The 21,395-nt window shown below is 32.9% G+C and carries 17 protein-coding genes; 7 read left to right on the forward strand and 10 right to left on the reverse strand.

The window, feature by feature from the left end:
- Nucleotides 1-165: 165 nt before the first annotated feature.
- From ACKC83_RS04135 to ACKC83_RS04160, 6 genes are all read right to left on the reverse strand, one after another.
- Nucleotides 166-1,926: a RagB/SusD family nutrient uptake outer membrane protein gene (locus ACKC83_RS04135; RefSeq protein WP_434037120.1), complete on the reverse strand. Its 1,761-nt coding sequence runs from the start codon at nt 1,924-1,926 to the stop codon at nt 166-168.
- A gap of 9 nt (nt 1,927-1,935) precedes the next feature.
- Nucleotides 1,936-5,466: a SusC/RagA family TonB-linked outer membrane protein gene (locus ACKC83_RS04140; RefSeq protein ID WP_434037121.1), complete on the reverse strand. Its 3,531-nt coding sequence runs from the start codon at nt 5,464-5,466 to the stop codon at nt 1,936-1,938.
- Nucleotides 5,467-5,616: 150 nt separating this feature from the next.
- Nucleotides 5,617-6,780 carry a FecR family protein gene (locus ACKC83_RS04145; RefSeq protein WP_434037122.1) on the reverse strand — a complete coding sequence of 388 codons (1,164 nt, stop codon included), beginning with the start codon at nt 6,778-6,780 and terminating at the stop codon, nt 5,617-5,619.
- A gap of 60 nt (nt 6,781-6,840) precedes the next feature.
- On the reverse strand, nt 6,841-7,434 hold the full coding sequence (locus ACKC83_RS04150; protein WP_434037759.1) for an RNA polymerase sigma-70 factor: 594 nt from the start codon (nt 7,432-7,434) through the stop codon (nt 6,841-6,843).
- A gap of 316 nt (nt 7,435-7,750) precedes the next feature.
- Complete coding sequence (locus ACKC83_RS04155) at nt 7,751-10,336, reverse strand: phosphoenolpyruvate carboxylase (protein ID WP_434037123.1); 2,586 nt, start codon at nt 10,334-10,336, stop codon at nt 7,751-7,753.
- A gap of 565 nt (nt 10,337-10,901) precedes the next feature.
- The gene (locus tag ACKC83_RS04160; RefSeq protein ID WP_414036469.1) at nt 10,902-11,234 is read right to left on the reverse strand and encodes a single-stranded DNA-binding protein; all 333 of its coding nucleotides are present in this window, start codon (nt 11,232-11,234) and stop codon (nt 10,902-10,904) included.
- A 241-nt stretch (nt 11,235-11,475) separates the two neighbouring features.
- Between ACKC83_RS04160 and ACKC83_RS04165 the strand changes: the two genes are divergently transcribed.
- A complete protein-coding gene (locus ACKC83_RS04165; RefSeq protein ID WP_434037124.1) occupies nt 11,476-12,048 on the forward strand; it encodes a hypothetical protein in 573 nt (190 codons plus the stop codon).
- Between the two features lie 9 nt (nt 12,049-12,057).
- Complete coding sequence (locus tag ACKC83_RS04170; RefSeq protein WP_414036467.1) at nt 12,058-12,408, forward strand: hypothetical protein; 351 nt, start codon at nt 12,058-12,060, stop codon at nt 12,406-12,408.
- An 8-nt stretch (nt 12,409-12,416) separates the two neighbouring features.
- On the opposite strand, the gene ACKC83_RS04175 is transcribed toward ACKC83_RS04170, so the two are convergent.
- The 4 genes from ACKC83_RS04175 to ACKC83_RS04190 all read right to left on the reverse strand — a co-directional run bounded on the left by ACKC83_RS04175 (nt 12,417) and on the right by ACKC83_RS04190 (nt 15,189).
- Complete coding sequence (locus tag ACKC83_RS04175; protein WP_414036466.1) at nt 12,417-12,884, reverse strand: CBS domain-containing protein; 468 nt, start codon at nt 12,882-12,884, stop codon at nt 12,417-12,419.
- Nucleotides 12,885-13,009: 125 nt separating this feature from the next.
- Nucleotides 13,010-14,122: a BamA/TamA family outer membrane protein gene (locus tag ACKC83_RS04180; RefSeq protein ID WP_434037125.1), complete on the reverse strand. Its 1,113-nt coding sequence runs from the start codon at nt 14,120-14,122 to the stop codon at nt 13,010-13,012.
- Nucleotides 14,123-14,149: 27 nt separating this feature from the next.
- Nucleotides 14,150-14,683, reverse strand: coding sequence for a nuclear transport factor 2 family protein (locus ACKC83_RS04185; protein WP_434037126.1), 534 nt, complete (start codon nt 14,681-14,683; stop codon nt 14,150-14,152).
- On the reverse strand, nt 14,680-15,189 hold the full coding sequence (locus ACKC83_RS04190; protein WP_434037127.1) for a hypothetical protein: 510 nt from the start codon (nt 15,187-15,189) through the stop codon (nt 14,680-14,682). The genes ACKC83_RS04185 and ACKC83_RS04190 overlap by 4 nt, the downstream gene beginning before the upstream one ends.
- 572 nt (nt 15,190-15,761) lie before the next feature.
- Here ACKC83_RS04190 and ACKC83_RS04195 point away from each other — a divergent pair.
- The 5 genes from ACKC83_RS04195 (at nt 15,762) to ACKC83_RS04215 (ending at nt 21,336) form a co-directional block, all read left to right on the forward strand.
- Entirely contained in the window at nt 15,762-16,259 is a 498-nt protein-coding gene (locus tag ACKC83_RS04195) for a hypothetical protein (RefSeq protein WP_434037128.1), read from the forward strand.
- A gap of 115 nt (nt 16,260-16,374) precedes the next feature.
- Nucleotides 16,375-17,256 carry a LysR family transcriptional regulator gene (locus ACKC83_RS04200; protein ID WP_414036461.1) on the forward strand — a complete coding sequence of 294 codons (882 nt, stop codon included), beginning with the start codon at nt 16,375-16,377 and terminating at the stop codon, nt 17,254-17,256.
- 75 nt (nt 17,257-17,331) lie between these two features.
- Nucleotides 17,332-18,261, forward strand: coding sequence for a YeiH family protein (locus ACKC83_RS04205; protein ID WP_414036460.1), 930 nt, complete (start codon nt 17,332-17,334; stop codon nt 18,259-18,261).
- A 43-nt stretch (nt 18,262-18,304) separates the two neighbouring features.
- Nucleotides 18,305-18,874 (forward strand): HPP family protein, encoded by a 570-nt coding sequence (locus ACKC83_RS04210; RefSeq protein WP_434037129.1) that lies wholly within the window; start codon nt 18,305-18,307, stop codon nt 18,872-18,874.
- A 233-nt stretch (nt 18,875-19,107) separates the two neighbouring features.
- Entirely contained in the window at nt 19,108-21,336 is a 2,229-nt protein-coding gene (locus ACKC83_RS04215) for a TonB-dependent receptor (RefSeq protein ID WP_434037130.1), read from the forward strand.
- Nucleotides 21,337-21,395: the final 59 nt, after the last annotated feature.

Consider the following 21,395-nt stretch of genomic DNA (forward strand, 5'->3'; position numbering starts at 1 on the left):
ATATTTAAAATCTGAAAAGAAACGTTGTAGCAAATGCCCATGTTTCGATTTAATTCAGAAAGTTGCATAAATTAAAAAAGCCTCAAAATTAAAATTTTGAGGCTTTTTTGTTTTTGTATTAATCTGCATTGTTCATCATAAACAATTTACTGAGATAGAAAACAATTAAGGAAGTGTTGGATCAAACGCTCCACCCCATCCAATATTCTGTTCTAATTTTTCATTTCTGTTTAATACTTGTTGCTGAATAGGAAAGAAATAATAGCTCTCAGGTAGAGAACTTTCTTGTACACCTGAACGCGGAACTTGTAATATACTGTATTGAAAATCTGTTTCCTCCAAATCATATGTATCTGCTAAATCTTGTGCCGTTCCAATCTCCATTTCACTCTTATCCGATTCAATAGCAATAGCTTCTACTCCTTCTTTTATAGTTCCATCAAGCCTATCTAGCATTCTAAGTCTTCTTAAGTCCCAAAAACGATGTCCTTCAAAACAAAATTCAATATTCTTTTCAGCTAATATAGCTTCTCTAACATCTTCTCTACTAATTGCATCAATTCCATAGTTTTCATTAATACCAGGTTCTATACCTGCTCTTTCCCTGATTTCTCTAAGAATTTTTAATGCCATAGCAGAATCTCCTGTTTCATTTGCTGTTTCAGCATAATTAAACATTACCTCCGCAAAACGCATAACAACATAATCTAAATCGTATTGTTCTACTTCAGATTGAGTTAAATTAAGTAAGCTGTTCTTTAAAATAAAGAATCCGGTATAACGATCTAAATTAGTCGAATTGGTGTTTGCATTAGGGTTGATTCCAAAATCATCTAATTCATGCGCTATTCCTAACGATGTATATTGTCTTTTGCCTATTTTCCCTGAAACTTCATAAATTTTACCATTCCAGACTATGGATTTCTCAAATCTAGGATCTCTATTTTCCCAGTAATTTTGAAGAAAATCTTCATCAGACATATTGTAGTTACTAAGCGGATCATTATAAAGTCTCCCGTCTTTCATAGGAAATTCTTTTACAAATTCCCATGTTGGACATGCATTTGCTGTTCCTCGACTTTCAGACCCTGGACGCACCCCATTATCCCATGAAGCAATTTTATTTGGATAAGAATTAATAACAGAAAATACAACCTCCTTATTTCTCTCTTCCAATGCTATATTAGAATAATCTTCAACAAGCCCGTATCCTTGACCAAGAAGTGATTCGTAGGCTTCTTTATTTGCAACATTAGCCTTTTCCCAGTATTCATTATCCCATGGATTAGAAGGGTTAAATTGCGGAGAAGCCATGTAAAGAAGTACTTTAGCTTTAAAAGCTAAAGCAAAATTTGCATCTATTTTTCCGTAGTCTGATGATGTTGGTAAAATATGGTCAGGAAGCAGTTCCATTGCCCTATTTAGGTCTTCTTGAATAAATTCGAAACATTCCTTGGTAGAGTTTCTAGTAACAAATAAATCATCTTCATATCTGTCTTGAGGCTCTGTAATATATGGGACACCTCCGTGATAAGTAACCATGTTGAAATACGTATATGCTCTCATAAAAAGCGCCTGTCCTGCAATATTATCTTTTATCGACTGCGAAAGGGTTCCATTTTCAACATCAATTATCGCCTGATTCAAGAGGCGAATATTAGAGTAGTCCCAACTCTTAAAACTTGAGTTTGAAATGGTCACTCTATCTTTATACCACTCTATTCCGGCTAATTGGCCACTTAATCTATCTGCTCCTGTATCCCAATTACCAAACATCGGGTATAGATTGACCATGTAAGCATTAGCTAAATTTTCATCATTCCAAACAGCTTCAGGGCTGTAGTTATTTATATCTTCTATGTCGAGTACCTCTGAACAACTCGCCAATAAAATAAAAAGTAAAAATATATTTATTAGTTTTTTCATTTTGTTCTATTAAAATTTAAAGTTCATACCAATGGAATAAGATTTCATAACGGGATAAGAATCGTAATTTTTCTGTTCTGGATCGTGGAATTCAGTCATATCTGAAATAGCAAATAAATTGGTTCCATTTAGAAAAATCTTCACACTAGAAACACCAATATTATTAAGAAGATTTTGTGGTAAGGTATACCCCAAATTTAGATTTTTAAGTCTTAAGTAGGATCCGTTATATATCCAAAAGGAAGATGATCCTGTTCCTGACTCATTCCAGTTTTTCCCAACAACTCTTGGGTATTGAGCGTCTGGATTTTCGGGAGTCCAGACGTCATCCGCCCAGATAGGATAATAAGGTCGTACAGTCCCACCATATTGTCTTATTCCTGCTCCTTCTGCGTTGCTTATTATACGGTCATAATCACTTACACCCTGAAAATGTGCATCTAAAGTGAAGTTACCTAAGGCTAAATTAAAACCAAAGCCATAATTAATTCTTGGCGCGGCCTTATTAGAAAGTAATTGATAATCATTCTCATCAATTTTACCATCTGGAGTAGGAGAATAACCATCGCCTCTTATATCTTCAAAATAAAGTCCTCCCAAATAAGGAGTTCTACCAAATTGTGTAAATCCTGATGCTAATAACTCATCTAACTGTTCTTGTGAACGTACTATACCTAAAGATTTTAAACCAAATATTCGATTTATAGACTGTCCGATTTGTGACTCTGATTCTCTAAGTCCCCCAGCTTCAAATATGGCCTCTTGATCAATTTTGTCCCATTGATCTTTTGCATAACCTAAATTTCCATAAATAGAATATTTAAAGTCGCTGTTCTCAGAAAAATCACGCCACATTATAGATAACTCTCCTCCTTTCCAGGATCTTTCGGCATAATTTTCTGGTGCTAAAGATTGACCATAATTATCTGGAAGCGTTACCAATCTAGAGCCCAAAATGTCAACTTCTTTCTTGTTAAAAACATCAATAGATCCTAGAAGTTTTCTATTGATAAACTCAAAATCAAAACCTAAATTATATGTTGTTGAAGTGGACCAAGTCAAATTAGGATTAGGCGTTGCTCCTGGACCAATACCACTATATAAGTTATTACCAAAAATATAACTACCATTGTTTTGATACGTACTTGCAAAAGAAAATGGAGATATACTATTGTTATTAACGTCCAGATCGTTACCTGTTGTACCGTAAGAAACCCGTAATTTAAGTTCGTCTATCCAATTGGTTTCAGTCATGAAGGATTCTTCTGAAATTCGCCAAGCACCAGAAAAAGAAGGGAAAAAGCCCCAACGTCCTTTTTCGGGAAATAGCGTATTTCCATCGTATCTAAATGAAAACTCTGCAATATATCGTTCTTTAAAGTTGTAATTAGCTCTCCCTATTATGGATTGTCTAGCACCTATCTCTTCGTACCCTCGTCCATATCTTCTTTCTGCATCTGTAGAATAAACAAAGTCTTGATCATAGGTTGTCACTGGATCTTCAGCTTTTGCATAAGCACCATATAATCCATTTTCTGCCTGTTCAAATACCACCATAGCATTAACACCATGATTTCCAAAGGTATTCTTATAATTTATAAACCAATCTGCCTGGTATTCCCAAGATGTACTTATATCATAACTTAAAAACTCTTGATTCTGACTAAAAGTAAATGTGTTGATTTTGTTAGGATCTGGAGCTCCAGGAATAAATCTATTGCCATCAGGATCTGCCTGATTAAAAACATAGTTGTCCTGAAAAGTTAAAAAATGCTTTCGCATATAATCCTCTGCCAAATAGCTTCCTACAAATTTAGTGGATAGCCCAGGTAATATATCACTTAAATCAATATCTAAAGAAAGTATAGAGTTAAGTTGTCTGTTTTTCGTATTTATATATCTATCTCCAATAATTTGATCGATAACGCTCCAAGCTAACCAGCTACCCATAGGGGTTTGAACGGGATAGTCTGTGACTTCATTACTGGGAATACCATTAACATCTGTATAAAAAGGATACGTCTTTGGCCAGTTAAAAGTCGTACGATAAAGATCGGAAACATCATAATCATCATCAGAAGAAAATGGCCAGTAAAATCGATCATGATTTTGCTGACTTGCTCCAATATTTAAATCTAATGTTATTCTTTTAGAGATTTTAGCAGAGACGTTCGAGCGAAGATTAAATTTATCATAGTCCAGACCTTTAAATGAACCTTCTTGACTACGATAGCTAGCTAAAGCGTAGTAAGTGACTGTTTCACCTCCACCAGACACACTCATAGAATAATCTACACTTGTTGGGTTTTGCCAAATAAAATCGTTTACATTATAATTTCGATCTTCAAAATAGTCAAATTCTTCTTGCCCATTTGGAGGGGTAGTCCCATTGAATTCTGCTACACGATTTTGATAAATTAATTCATCTGTAGACGTTGTTAAATCTGAAAGAAGAGTCTGAGTTGTGCGTGATGTTTCATAAGAGGTTTGAAAATTAAACACTGCTTTTTGCTTGACTCCTTTTTTTGTGGTAACCAAAACCACACCATTTCCTGCTTGTGATCCATATATAGAAGCGGTTGCTGCATCTTTTAAAAAGCTTAATTGATCTACTTCGTTAGCATTAAGAGCATCAAAGGCTTCTTTATCCCTTACTATACCATCAATTACATATAATGGTTCTCCAAAGCTACCTCTAATTCTAATACTGGAGGATGCTCCAGACAAACCAGAAGTATTAGTTATATTTACTCCCGGAGCCCGACCTGCTAGAGCATTTGATAAATTGCTTGTTGGTATTTCATTCAAATCCTCTGTTTTTATAGAAGTTATTGCTCCAGTAAGTGTTACTTTTTTTTGCTTCCCATAGCCTACAAGTACAACTTCTTCCAACCCTGAAGCACTTTCCTCCATAATTATATTTACTTCGGTTGATCCATTTAAAGTTATGGTTTGTGTTGCAAAACCTAGATAGTAAAATTCAAGGGTCGCGTTTAAATTTGTCACCTTTAAAGTAAAGTTACCGTCAAAATCACTAAGTGTACCGTTAGACGTTCCTTTCTCGGCGATATTAGCACCTGGTAATGGGACACCTTTTTCATCTTTAATTGTTCCTTGTACCTCAAAACTCTGTGGTGTTAAAGATTTATTTTGATTTGGTACACTGGACTGAAGAATAGATTTAGTTCGAAGTACAATCTGTTTACCATATATTTTATATCCTAGATTTATTGTAGAAAGAAGATCCTCTAAAACTTTTGACAAAGGTTTATCTGACACCTTAATGGTTACGATCTCATCATAGCCAACCTCGCTATCTTTATAAATAAACTTATAATCTGTAAGTTTTTCAATTTTGTTTAAAACTTTTTCAAGATTTACATTTTCAAAGTCTAAAGTAATTTTTGTATCTGGATCAGATGGAGGATTTGCATAAATTTGAAATATGGATAAAACAAAAAATAGAATACTAAGTTTTATTTTTAAATTATAGCATAATTGATTAGGAATATATTTCCTTTTAATAATTTCTTTTTTCATTACTTTTGTGGTTCTTAAAGTGGTTAGATAATTCGACCACACCTTAAATCGGGAAATGTTCTAGCATTTTCCGGTTTTTCATTCTAAAAAAAATAAAATCGAGGTGCAGTAAGGCAATACGTTTTATTTCATATATATCTATATTTAGGGTTAGTTAATAATAATTTTATCTTTCTGGATTCTATAATTAATTCCATAATTATCCTTGAATGTCTTTAAGATCTGTTCTAAAGACTGACTTTCGAAACTAGCTGTAAATAACTGATCATTGAGTGCACTATTATTATTTACAATTAAGACATTGTACTGTCTTTCTAATTTTTTTACGATATGTTTGAAAGGGATATGTTTGAAAATAATATCTCCATTAATCCAAGCAGTATAGATTGAAGTATCTGTTTCTTGAACCGAGATATTCTTATTCGTTTTATTTAATGAAGCTAAATGACCAGGTTTTAGGCTTATTGGCGTCTCCAAACCAAGAGAATATTCTTGATAAAGATCTACAGCACCTTCTACTAATGCTGTGTTTATTGTAGCATCTTCTGTATAAGCAGACACATTAAATTTAGTCCCAACAACTTTAATACTTAAACCTTTAGCGTTAACTATAAATGGTTCTTCGGTGTTTCTAGCCACTTCAAAAAAGGCCTCACCCGTCAAATATACTTCCCGATTTTTTCCTTTAATAAATTTCACAGGATATCTAAGAGATGTTCCTGAATTCAACACAACATGACTCCCATCGGAAAGAATAATATTAAATCGTTTTCCATAAGGAATTTTGAGGGTATTATATTTTAATTTCTCAATTTTGACTTGACTGTTGTATTTCAATTTATTTCCTTGCTGACTCACTAACATATTCCCATTAGAATCTGTAACTTTTGTATCGCCATTCTCTTCAAGAACTTGTAACGTTCCATTTTCTAATTTAAGAGTGATTACATCTTCTTTTATTTCCGCAATGGCTGTCGTCGAAGTATTATGAAAAGAGCCTATAAAGAATGAGTATAATACGCCGAAGGTTACTATTAATATTGCAGCGTATTTTAAAACAATATCCCACTTTCTATTTGGGTTTAACTCTATTATAGAATTATTATTCCTAATCTTATTTTTAAACTGCCTGTAACTAGCATCGGTATGGGCTATCTTTTCAGTTTCCTCAAAACTTGATATAATATGTTCTGCTTTTAACAGATTAAACGCTTCAGTATTTTCTGAAGAAGAATTTATCCAAGCTTCGACTTCTCTAATTTCTTTTTGAGAAGCTAAATTTTTGAGATATTTTAGAATTTTATCGCGATCCATAGTATGAGTTATACTATATAGACGATTAAAAAAGAGATAGTACCTAAAAAAATAAAAAAATTATAGAAGTAGAGTTAAAAACTCCTTTAAGTGCAGCCTCATAAGTTTTAAGGCATTCGAAATATGATTATCCACTGTTCTTTTTGAAATATTCAGAACATCAGCTATTTCTGAATGTTTCATACCATCTAATCTGCTTTTTTCAAAAACATGTCTACACTTGCTAGGTAGTGCTTTAATAGCCTCTTGTATTCTTATATCCAATTCTTTTTCTAAAAGCGCAGATGCTGTTATATCAATCATAAAAAGATATTGAATATCATTTTTTTCTTGATAATAGCTTTCTGAAAATGAATTTTTGACTTTATTGTGCTTTATCTGATCAAAGCATGCATTTTTAGTCATAGTGAAGAGATAGTTATTTATACTAACTATTTGATTAAGATTTTCTTTTCGCTCCCAAATTTTCAAAAACACGTTTTGAACCACCTCTTCCGCATCCTCAATAGACCCTAAATATCCTTTTGCTATGTGAAGAAGCTTGTCATGATAAACTTTAAAAAGTACTTCAAAAGATATTCTTTCACCATTCTTCAATTGAATAACAAAGGAGTTTAGACTATTATTTTTTTTTGGTGATTTCAGAATTTCTATTTAGGATCTCTAAATTATAAATAAAATATTAAATGATTCACCTAAAAAACTCGAAAATCATATACTATTTTAACAAAAAAACACACTATTTTAACAAAACTTAACATTAAGTTGTCATAAATGCCAAACATAGGTAATTAACTAAATTTTTAAAGGAAATTTTGAAGGTCAGATAAATAGATGTCTAATATAATAAGAGGTTTAAGAAGGGTTAATTTGAGATTGGTAGTATTTCCAACTAATACATACCCAACAAAATTAAAAAAGCCTCAAAATTAAAATTTTGAGGCTTTTTTGTTATATCTAAATCAAGCATTTAAGCCGAATTTCTACTCGCATTAATATTTCCGAATAACGAACGTGTTACTAAATTTTCGTAAATTTTAATTTGTTCTTCGTCTCTTACTTCTGCCTTTTCTAACTCTTGGATTTTTCTTAAAGCAAATTGCTGAATGGTTAATAAAGGTAAAACCATAGATTCTCTAAGATCGATAGATGCTTTACCAGCTGGTTCGTCTTCCATCAACACTTTGTAACCCGTAAGTTTTAACAACAGCTCTTTTGTAATTAAATATTCGTCATGAATAATATTCCAAAATTCACCAAACTCAGGATCTTCTGACATGTATTTTGTTAAATCGAAAAATGATTTAGACAATGACATCATACTATTTTCGATTAATGTTTTAAAGAAACTTGACGAATTGTAAAGTGCTTTTACTTTATCAAATTCACCTGCATCATCATATTTCTTTAATGCAGTCCCGACTCCAAAGAATCCAGGTACATTTTGTTTTAACTGGCTCCAAGATCCAACAAAAGGAATAGCTCTTAAATCTTCGAAAACTAAGGCATCTGACTTTCCTCGTTTAGACGGACGACTACCAATATTAGTTTTTGCATAGTATTTTAAGGTACTCATACGTTCTAAATATGGTACAAACATCTTGTGATTTTTAAAATCTACATAGGTTTTAAAACTAATTTCGGCCAGGTCGTTCATCACGACTGTATTATCCGCGGTCATTGCCGCATTGGTATCGTTTAAGCGATTATGAATTCCTGAACTTATTAATTGTTCTAAATTATATTGAGACGAATCTAAAGTTCCGAAATTAGAACTAATGGTTTGTCCTTGTATGGTAAGTTGTACTTCTTTATCTTCAATTGTCGGTCCTAATGATGCATAAAATTGGTGTGTTTTTCCTCCACCACGAGCAGGAGGTCCGCCACGTCCATCAAAGAATAACACGGTAACATCATATTTTCTAGAGATTTCGGTTAAACGCTCTTTAGCTTTAAATATAGCCCAGTTTGCCATTAAATAACCACCATCTTTTGTCCCATCAGAAAAACCTAACATTATGGTTTGTTTATTACCTCTAGATTTTAAGTGTGCACTATATGCAGGATTTGTGTACAACTCTTCCATAACGGTATGTGCATTCTCTAAATCTGTAATAGTCTCAAACAACGGACCAATATCAACAGTTAATTTGTCATGGAAAGCCACAAGCTTTAACATGGCAAATAATTGCATTACGTTTAATGTGGTTTGGTTGTTACTAATAATATAACGATTCGCAGCTCTTTCTCCGTTATAATCTTGAATATGCTTAATCGCAACCATAGAGTTTAAGGTCTTTAATACATCTTCTCCTTCGAAAATAGACATATCTACAGAGCCTTCGACTTTAGATAAAATAGCTACTTGTTCTTTTTCTGAAAGCTGATTATAATCTTTAGGGAAAATATCACTTCCTGAAGCTATTACAGCCTCTACCATATCTGTAAATACCTGATCGTGCGCACGACTATCCTGTCTGATATCTAAAGAAGCAAAATGGAATCCGAATAATTTAATTTTGTTCATGAAGCTTTTAACTTCGGTCACATAAAGTGATTGATGCTTTTCCGATAAGGTCGCAATAATTGCCTCTAACTCAGAATTTAATTGGTCTAAGGTGATAAAAGATTCCCCAGACGTATCAATCATTTGTTTGTATAGTTTCTCTTCGATAAAAGAAATACGTTCTTCCACACCAACAAAGGTTAGTCTACGTTTTAATCGGCGGGCATCGCGATAATAATTTTTCAAGACCGCTTGCTTTAAACGTTCAGACACTTTAAGTGTAATTTCCGGCGTTACAAAAGGGTTTCCATCACGATCACCTCCTGGCCAGAATCCGATATTTAAAATATCATTATCTATTTCTTTATTATCGAAAATATTTTGCTGGATATAGTCGTATATCGAACCAAATGAATAATAAAACACATTCTCTAGGTACCAAATTAAGCTAATAGCTTCATCGTAAGGCGATGGCTTTTTATGCTTAAAGAACGGTGTTTTCCCTAACTGCGCTAACAAATCGTTTATTAATAACAAATCGTTTTCTTGAATAGCCGCCGTTAAATCGGTAATAATTCCTAGAACAGAACCTGGATAAAACTGTGTTGGGTGAGCCGTAAGTACAATTCGTACTTTAAACTCTTCAAGATATTGTCTTAAAAGTTCTGTTTTGTTTTCTGAACTTGCCGTTTCCTTTAAGCTTCTAAGTGTTCCAATCCCGTCCATATTGTTTACAACAGGGAAAGCAGCATCTTCAATAGCGTCAAATAAAACAACTTGTCTTTCTATATATTGAATAAATCTGAATAATAAATTGATTTGACTTTCGTCTGATCGTCTCGCTTGGTATTTTTCAAAAAACGATTCTACAATCATCGAGGGGTTATCTCCATTTTGGAATCCTTTCTCACAAGTTTCATGAAAAAGTGGTAATAAGACACCCGTTTTGGTAATAGAATCAAACGGTAACGTCATGAAAATACTATTGTATATCTGATATTTAGATAATACATTCTGATTAAATCGAGTTAATTTTGGTTGTACTGACATGTTTTAACTTCTTTATTTTTCATAAAAATACTAAAGGTTAGCCAAAAGCCTATCATAGTTATACAAATTTTGTGTAAATTTAAATTAAAGCAATTTATAGGTCTATTTTAATGCATAATATGCTCTATTCTTTATTTTGAATAAAGTCTACTGAAATTTCAATAACTATTGTGGGTTATAAAATGGTGCAATTACACTTAAAAACAGACATAAATAGAGGGCGAATTACTAATTATTAAAATACACTGCGCTTGCAATAATTGCTTTGAAGAAAGAAAAGTAGGATTATATAAACATAGTAATCATGAAAAAAAAATCGTCTAAAATAATATTGGGTATATGCTGGCTCCTTTTTATTATTTGGGAAATATTGGTAATGAATTGGGCCAACGCACAAGATTATGTTTTTAAAAGAATAGATCTCGTTATTATTTTACCCATACTTATTTTATTTACCATATATATGTTGTTTCAGATTTTTCGTGAGAAACGTAAAAAGAAGAAAAAAAGGAGTATAAAATAAGGGGATGACTCTTTTAAGAATCACCCCCTAGTTTTATCTTCGTTATTTCCCCATCATTACGATTTCATTACAAACAATTTCTGTAACAAATCGTTTTTCACCGTCTTTGGTATCGTAGCTTCTAGATGTTAATTTACCATCTATAGCCACTTCCTTTCCTTTAGTTAAATAATTTTCTACCAATTTGGCTGTTGCTCCCCAGGCCACCACATTGTGCCATTGGGTATCTGTAACTTTTTCTCCGGCTTTATTTTTATAACTTTCGTTAGTTGCTAGAGAGAATTTCGCTAGCGTGGTCCCGGATTCTAAATTAATAATTTCTGGATTGTTTCCTAAGTTTCCAATCAACTGTACTTTGTTTCTAAGCGTGCTCATAATTATAAATTTTAATGTTAAACAGTTAATACCTGTCTTAGTGTTTTAAGACATTACAAAGATGCGATGACACTTAAATAACAGTCGGTTTATAACTATTTAAACTCACTTACACACGATTGTAGTCGTTTGTAAACGGATAAGAATAGTATAATAAGAGCTCCACTTTTTCAAAAAATTATTTGAAATTTTAAACGACTCATTCAATAATTATTTAACTTTATTGCAAAATAAACCAACCATGAAAAACATTCTACTTTTTTTGATTCTACTTCAATTAGCAACGTATACAAGCTATGCGCAAGAATATGAAACAGAACACGATATAGAATTAGGACATGAAGAAGGAGAACATTTTCATCGCCATCAAATTGGAGCAATGATTGGACATGCTCATATTTATCAAGGCAGTCATGCTGAAGGTAAAAAGTGGCTTGTTGTGCCTATGGTTAGTTTAAACTACAATTACTGGATAAATAAAACATGGGGAATTGGACTTCATACAGATTTTATTTTGGAAACTTATGAAGTGCATGAAGAAGGAGAAGATGGGGAAATTGAAATTCTAGAACGTGAATTGCCTATTGCTCCTGCTTTAATGGCTGCTTATAAACCTGGAGAACACTTTACTTTTATGTTAGGGGTTGGAGAAGAATTTGCAAAAGAAGAAGACTTATTCCTAATACGAGGCGAAGTAGAATATAGCTTAGAGCTACCCAATGCCTTCGAGCTTGGTGCTGCTGTAGGTTATGATGTACGTTTTGATGCTTACGACTCTTGGGTGTTAGCTCTAGGCGTATCTAAAATGTTTTAAATTATAAAAATGGATAAATCTTGTTTAGAATGTGGTGAAAAAATAATTGGGCGATCGGACAAAAAGTTTTGCAACGATTACTGCAGAAATGCCTATAATAACCAGATAAACAAGGATTCTAAAAATTTAATTAGAAACACAAACAACAAATTACGTAAGAATTGGCGGATTTTAGAAACTTTAAATCCTGATCAGAAAACGAAAACCACTAAATTAAAGCTACTTAATTTAGGGTTCGATTTTAATTTATTTACAAGTATATATATTACAAAGGCAGGAACCACGTATTACTTTGTATACAATCAAGGGTATTTACCTTTAGAAGGTGACTATTATGCACTAGTAAAACGAGACAGTTAATTATCTGTTTATTTCCAATTATGACCTTTTAATGTCAGTGCTGCCTTTAAAATATCCTTCTGACTAATTTGCCCAGCTAATTTACCGTCTATAACTATAGGAAAACGACGACGTTTAGATTCCAAAAACTTATTAGCAGCATCGAAGATGTTCATATTCCCATCTATAGTTTCAACATCTCTTATCATGCGTGTTTCCACTTTGTGTTGTTCCATAGGCATATTGTAATATCTACTATCACTAATTTGCTTTAAACAATCTCCTTCCGAAATGATTCCTATTAATTCGTAATTATCATTAACTACTGGACCTCCCGAAATCCTATTTGCTATTAATTTGTCTATAACATCTTCAACCATTTCTTCTGGCTTAAACGTAATTAATTCTCGGCTCATATAATCGCAAACTCGAACAGCAACATGCTCTATTTCCAGATTTTGTTTCTTCCTGGCTCCTACAAAACTCTTAATACCCATAATAATAAATTTTTAGATTAATCTTAAACTTACTAAATATTAAGCAATTAACCTAACTTAATTTTAAAGATATAATAGTTTTAACGTTAAATATTAATAAAATAACAAAAACAAACAACAACCGTTTACCTGGTAAATGCTTCTCCAATTCTAAAATACACACCCCAATCGTCTCGTCCAACAGCAGCATCGAAACCAATATTAATATTTGCCTTTGGTATAGCCAAATAACGTATTCCTGCTCCCATTGCAGGCAAAGTATTATCTAGACTTACATCACTAACTGTATTAATGGCAGTTGCCAAACCAGCAAAAGCAACATAACCCCATTTTTTATTTAAAGCATGTCTATATTCCGTCTGTACATCGTACACTTGATCGGCTCTAAATTTACCGTTAGAGTATCCTCTTAAATCGTCTCTCCCTAAAACATTCTGTCCGGAAAACGGAACATCTCCAATTGCTATTTGAGCATAACCTCTTAACAACATTGTATTTGTCTCTTGCATGGGATAATACTTGTTGTACTCCATATTTATATTAGAATAATTTGAAGTACTCCCTAAACCAGTAAGAAAATGCATTGTACTTAATTTTGCATTCATTCCTGTTAAGGGCCTCATTTGGTTATCTCGTGTATCGTAAACCGATGCTAAACCAAAACCAAATAAATTATTTTCTTCATCTTTTTTTAAAGCCGTGTCGAAATCGGTAAGATTATGAGAGTACAATAAGTGTCCTCCTACATATAGTTTCTTATACACTTCGGTTACAAACTCTGCAAACGCAAATTGAAACGAATTATTATACCCGACAAACTCGCCTTCCGGCTGTATTACATTAAAAATATCATCTGGTAAAAACTCAAGAAAATCGCCCCAATCTACATACGTTTGAAAATTAACAGACCCCGTTCCTACTACAAATTTTGCCCGCTGTTTATCTTCATTAAAATAAAAGGTATTGGGTATAATAACCATCCATGTTTTATTAGTACTGTACGTACCAATAATCATAGATTTAGAAATTGGAGAAATCGTGTCTTTTGGGTTTAATTTATAGAAACCAGAACCCATAGCTCCAAACATGGTTCCGAAACTGTTATTATAAGTAATGGTTGGAATAATTACAGTTTTTACTTTCTTTTCTGCCTTAGCTTTTCCCTTTTGTTCAACTATAGAATCTTGAGCGAAAGTTGACAGAGAGCATAAAAATAAAATAACATAAAAATATTTCATATTGTTACGGTTAGGTTTTAGAACAAATTAATCGGTAAACGATTTAATTATAATAGAATCTTCTGTTCTCTTTAAAGGAATAACAGCATTCATTTTATCGTTTGGAATGGTCGCAGAAAGGACGTAGTGGGCAACTTTCCAAGACTGACCGTCAAATTTCATAACTCCAGAACCACGACACACACCCATTTGGGTGTTTAACAACTCGTCGAACCAAGCAATATGAGCATCACCCAGAAATATATGTCGTTCTAAAGCAGTAAACGTCCACGCGCTTCCTTTATCAAAATGAGGCTTGCTATATGCTTTAAAAGCCTCAAGTTCCCAATGTTCACTAGCATCCGTTCCCACAAAAACAGCATCGGTTGTCATTAAGTTAAAATAAGAATTAAAATTGGCATCGGCAGCCGCTTTATGCCAAGCATCTAGATTTAGAGCAATGGCTTGCTTGATTTTATCGTGATTATGAAATGCATCTGATTTTAAATCTTGAGCATTGGTATTTACAACAACAAAAAAGATTAGAAATACTGAAGCAAACACATGTTTTAAGTTTATCATGGCTTTTCTATATTTTGAGAATCCTTCTCGTATTTTTTATTGATTTGTAAATTGAGATTAGAATATGCAATCAGGGTTTCTTTTACGTTTTGTAATTGTTCCTCTTTAGGAATATCTCGTAAACTTAGAACACTCTGTAATTTCAGCATTTTGGTTTCGAGACTTAAAAAACGAGCTTGTATTGAAGGTGTGTTTACCACTTCTGGAATCCCGTTTACCACTTCTTTTAGCAAAGTCTCTATAGATTTAGAAGTCCCTTGAAAATAGGATACATCTCCAGATTTTAATTGAGACATCACAACTTCCAATTCTTTAAATTTATCCCAAGTTTCAATATCAGATTCCACTTTTCGGTCTAAAACATAATCGGTGTATTTCAATTTTAAAATGTCGTCTTTAAATATAAAAGGAGACACTTCTTCTTCGACCACTTCCTTCTCTTTTTTTTCAGACGAGTTACACGCCCAAAGCCCTAAACATAATAATAGTATAGTAATTTTTTTCATTGGTAATACCGTTATAAAATTTCAATAAGATGAATCATTAAACAAAAATATGGAACACCTAAGTGCCATAACTTAATTTAGATGCTAACAAATATATGTTGATGTTCATTAAAATCATCTTTATAATTATTTTTCCTTTATTAAAATACACTTTATTCTTATTTCTGACCTGTTCTAGCTCTTCAATTTCGGGAAATTCTTCACTTATATTACACCTTAAATAAAATATTAATGTGTCCCCATAAAATTAGATCTAACAAACAAGCACCTCAATATAAATTAAAACTATAGAGATTTTAATTCATTTATCATTAAAAATATAATGCAGAAACATCAAAACTAAACCATAATAATACCTGCGAAACATAACATAAGAAGCATGAATAAAAAAGATTATTAATTTTAATAAAGTAGCTGTGCTTATTAATTCATTACCGACTTATATGTTAGTTAAAAAAAATTCAAGACGAAATAAAAAATTCCCAAAAATTCCCAATTAGTTGCCTTTTCGATTAATTAATCTTAATTTTAAATTAAAATGACGAGCTTAATCGTCCTAAAAAATTGAATTTATGAAACATATTATAGCCCTATTTTGTTTAGCCTTAGTATTTACATCTTGTGAAGGAGACCAAGGACCTCCAGGACGCGATGGCGTTGACGGAGATGTTGGAGTAGCTTTTGAAATTGAACGTAACTTTACTTCTGCAAATGGCTTCCAAATTCAGGAAGGATACGGATTTGACATCGTTCCTTCAGACGTTGTTTTAGTGTATATATCTTGGGAAACCTTAAACGGTCAAGAAATCTGGAGACTTGTACCACAAACAGAATATTTAGATGGTGGAGGCATGTTAACTTATAACTATGATTTTACTGACACTGATTATAGAATTTTCTTAACTGCAGATTTCGATCTTAATACATTAGATAGTAGTTATACGCAAAATCAGTTTTTTAGAGTTGTTATTGTCCCAGCAGATTATATTAACGGTATTGACACTAGTAACTTAGACAACGTAATTCAGGCTGCCAACATTGAAAGTTTTAAGAGTCTTGAAACCATGTAATAAAGGATTCAGCATAGTACAATTACAAAATCGGTTTGGATGTATTTCAAGCCGATTTTTGCTTTTAAAATTAATTTAAATCCGAACGGTTACCATATAATTCTTTAACATACTTATGAAAGTTAAATTTAAAATATTCAAAGAAGTCGCTTTAAATTTAAGCTTTACAAAATCTGCCGAAATTTTAAATTTATCGCAACCTGCAGTTTCTAAAACCATTCGAACTCTAGAAGATACTTACAAAAAAACATTTTTTATTCGTTTAGGAAATAATATAGAACTGACTCCCGATGGACTTGATTTTTTAGAATATGCTGAAAAAATTCTGGCACTTCATGCCGAATTAGACAACCATTTTTTAACCTTAGACCAAAACGAACAAAAACTAATAAAATTTGGAGCAAGTACGACTTTAGCCGATTTTATTCTCCCTCAAATTTTAGCAAAATCACAAAAAAACACGCCCAATACAACGGTGCAACTTATAAGTGGAAACACCGAACATATTGAACATTTAATAACAAGCTTACAATTAGATTTTGGTATTATTGAAGGAAGTAGCCACAATAAACAATTACAATACGAGAAATTTATAAAAGATGAAATTGTGTTGGTTACCCATGTTAACAATCCCAAATTTAAAACAGGTGTCTTACAGTTAAGCGATTTAGAAAACTTACCCATGGTCGAACGGGAACATGGTTCTGGAACGCGAGAAATTATCTACAAAAAATTAAGCGAATATGGCATTAAGCAATTAAAATCGCATGTAACTTTACACAGTACTATTGCCATTAAAAATTATTTATACCATTCTAAAAGTTATGCCTTATTGTCTATACATTCGGTTAGCGACGATTTATTAAACAATAAATTAAAAGTAATAGACATACAGGATTTTAATTTTGAACGCTGGTTTTATTTTGTTTCCCGACAAGGGTTTCAGTCTAAAACTAAAGACTTTTTCGAGAAACTCATAAAACTTAATCATAACTAAAAGTTATTGCCTATAACTTTTTTCATCTCAAAAAAAGCATAACCTCGTTGTATCTTTGTTTCAAATTAGGAAACAATGAAAACGCATCTATCTAAAATCTATTTTTTCGCAGTTATCGCACTTGCGTTAGCTGGGCAAATCTCTAGTCCGATGGCTTTAGGATTGGGATTTGTTTTTACCTTATTTTTCAAACATCCTTTTTTAGAAAAGAGTCAGAAAAGCATTAATTTCTTACTGAAAATTGCAGTTATAGGATTGGGATTTGGAATGGCACTTGTAGAAACCATACAAACAAGTATTTCTAGTTTTGGACTGACTTTATTTTGTGTGCTCTTAACTGTGAGTTTTGGTCTTCTATTAGCAAAATATTTACACTTAGATAAATCACTGGGTCACCTGATAACATCAGGAACTTCCATTTGTGGCGGTAGTGCCATCGCGGCCATATCACCCATTATTAAGGCAGACACGAAAACCATAACTATGGCACTTGGTGTCGTATTCTTTTTAAATGCTATAGCCTTAGTAATCTTCCCGTACTTAGGACATTTCTTCGGATTAAATCAGCATCAATTTGGATTGTGGTGTGCAGTGGCCATTCACGATACAAGCTCTGTGGTTGGTGCCGCACTTAGTTATGGTGAAGACGCTTTAAAAATAGCTACTACGGTAAAATTGTCTAGAACCTTATGGATTATTCCAATGTCTATCGTCTCTATGTTTTTATTTAAAAATAGTGGTCAGAAAATAAAATTTCCACTTTTTATATTATTGTTTATTGTAGCTATTTTAATACACAGTGCTAATCTACTTCCAGACACCCTAACAACATCTTTTGTTTCAATTTCTAAACATTTACTTGTGGTTACTCTATTTTTAGTGGGAACTACCATGTCGGTTTCAGATTTAAAAACAACAGGATGGAAACCTATGGCGTTCGCTACAACACTGTGGATATTTGTTTCCGCCATATCGCTATGCTACATTTTATACTTCTCTGTTTAGACCAACATAATGCTATTTTTTTAAAACGAAATAACTTCATTTTATGACCAAAAAACGAAATAAACGTAACACCTACCGCAAAGCGAGAATTATAGTAATAAAGCAAACCGTAATAAATCCTATAGATCATTTATGGTCGTTTATTGGTGCTTTTACAGGAATTGCTTTAATAGGTAGCTTACAAACTTTAACCCTAACGTCTTTAGATAATACGTTCTTAATTGGTTCATTTGGGGCATCGGCTGTACTTATTTATGGTGAAACTAGTAGTCCGTTGGCGCAACCTAGAAACTTAGTTGGCGGACATGTATTAAGTGCAATTATAGGCGTGTGTATCGCGAAATTAATTCCGCATCCGAACTTGAGTTGGTTAGCCTGTGCTCTAGCCGTATCACTTGCCATTGTTATCATGCAAATCACAAAAACAATGCATCCTCCGGGAGGAGCAACTGCCCTTATCGCAGTAACTGGAAGCACTCAAATTAAAAGCTTAGGCTTTCTATATGTTATAAACCCCGTACTTATTGGCGTTGTAATTTTACTTGTTACGGCTTACTTTACAAACAAATTTGCTGGGCATAGGCAATATCCATTTAACTCGCGCCCAAAATAACTTAATTTAGATTTTTAATTACTCAAACGTATAACTTATAAGTATACAAACCGCCTACACAACACATTTTATAATTTATTTTAGTCAGTTTAAAACCTTAATTAGATATTTTGCGTAAGTATTTGCAAACCGTCTAAAATTAGGGTGCTTTTTTATGTTTAAAAGCGTCTAGATATTGACCACTTTCTAGTATTAACTCCTCTGTAGTTGGAGGACAACCAAATTATGAAACAATGAAACACTATTTATCAGTAGCATTTATATTGCTTACCTGTATAATGTATGCGCAACAAGTCTCCGGAAAAATATTTAATACCGAAAATAAGCCAGTAGAAGAAGTTAGTATCTTTAATAAATCCACACAAATACACACGCATTCTTCAACAACAGGATCTTTTTCTTTAAATAAAACTAAAGTAAGCGACACTATTTATATATCTCGCTTGGGATATGAACCTAGGACTATAGTTGTAACTCAGGATAATTTAAACACTCCAATTATTATAACCTTAAACGATGCCAATATTTCTTTGAATCAAGTGAGATTGGTTGCAGAAATAAACGCGTTTAGCAAATTTGTAGATGTAGATGTTCAAGCAAGTCCTGTAAAATCGTCTCAAGAAATTTTAAGAAAAGTTCCAGGATTAATTATTGGTCAGCACGCTGGTGGCGGAAAAGCAGAACAAATATTTTTAAGAGGTTTCGATATCGACCATGGAACGGATGTTAATCTAACTGTAGACGGGTTACCTGTAAACATGGTATCGCACGCTCATGGTCAAGGCTATTCAGATTTGCACTTTGTAATCCCAGAAACTATAGACAATATAAACTTTGGAAAAGGGACTTATTATGCAGATCAAGGAAACTTTACAACGGCAGGATATGTGAGTTTAGGTCTTAAAGAAAGACTGAATAACAATTACATCTCAATAGAAGCAGGTCAATTTAACACCAACCGACTTATGGGAATGTTTAATGTATTGGACACCGATAAGAGTAGCGCCTATATTGCCTCAGAATTGTCTTTAACAGATGGCCCATTCGATTCTCCTCAAAATTTTAGTAGAATAAATGTCATGGGGCGTTATAATTATAAATTAGCAGGAGATCAAGAGTTGAGTTTAACACTATCGCATTTTCAAAGTAAATGGGATGCGTCAGGTCAAATTCCTCAACGTGCTATAGACGATGGTAGTATTGATCGTTTTGGAGCCATAGACGACACAGAAGGTGGAGAAACAAGCAGAACCAACGTGCTGTTAAATCACACAAAAGTTATAGACAACGATAAGTCATTTAAAACATCGGCTTACGTCTCTCAATATAATTTTGAACTCTTCTCTAATTTTACCTTTTATTTAGACGATCCAATAAATGGAGATCAAATTAGGCAATTCGAGGAACGCCTTACTACCGGTGCAAGTACAGTATATGAACATAGAAATATTGAACTAGGACAAAACACCTTGTTTAAATATCAGGCTGGAGTAGGATTTAGATATGATAATGTAGACGATGTTGAATTATCCCACACGCTAAACAGAAAAACGATTCTAGATTATAAAGCACTAGGTGATATTGACGAAGTAAATACATATGCCTTTCTAAACACAGAATTTAAAACAGGTAAGTGGACGTTTAATCCTTCTGCGAGAATTGATTATTTTAAATTTCAATATGAAGATAAACTATCTCAAACCTATAGCGATAAGGCTGAAACAAAAATGCGTGTAAATCCCAAAATGAATACTATTTATTCCTTTAACGATAAAGTACAATTATTTTTAAAGGCAGGTATGGGCTTCCATTCTAACGATACGCGCGTTGTAGTAGCCAACAACGGGAAATCTATTCTTCCTGCAGCCTATGGAGCAGATTTAGGAACACTTATAAAACCGACAGATAAATTGGCCCTAAATGCAAGTTTATGGTATCTGTTTTTAGAACAGGAATTTGTGTATGTAGGAGATGCCGCCATCGTAGAACCTAGTGGAAAATCGCAACGTTTAGGGATAGATTTTGGAGCAAGATACCAAGCCTTAGATTGGTTATATATATATGCGGATGTTAACTACGCTCACGGAAGGAGTGTAGACGATCCTGACGGAGAAAATTACATACCACTAGCACCAGATTTAACCTCGGCTGGAGGTCTTTTATTCGATAATTTGGGTCGATTTTCCGGAGGACTAAATTATAGATATATAGACGATAGGCCTGCAAACGAATATAATTCTATAGTAGCAGAAGGATATTTCGTATCAGATTTTAATGTAAATTATACTTTAAATAATTGGACGTATAGTATAATTATTGAAAATTTATTTAATACGGAATGGAACGAAACTCAATTTGCCACAGAGAGTAGATTATATGACGAAGTTGCACCAGTAGATGAAATTCACTTCACTCCAGGTACACCATTTTATATTCGCGGGAAAATTGCTTTTACGTTTTAATTCCATTTACATAGCTATCCTAGGGAGACTATCAGTTTTTGATAGTCTCTTTTTTTTAT

This window comes from Formosa bonchosmolovskayae (assembly GCF_051016085.1).
Taxonomy (GTDB): domain Bacteria; phylum Bacteroidota; class Bacteroidia; order Flavobacteriales; family Flavobacteriaceae; genus Formosa.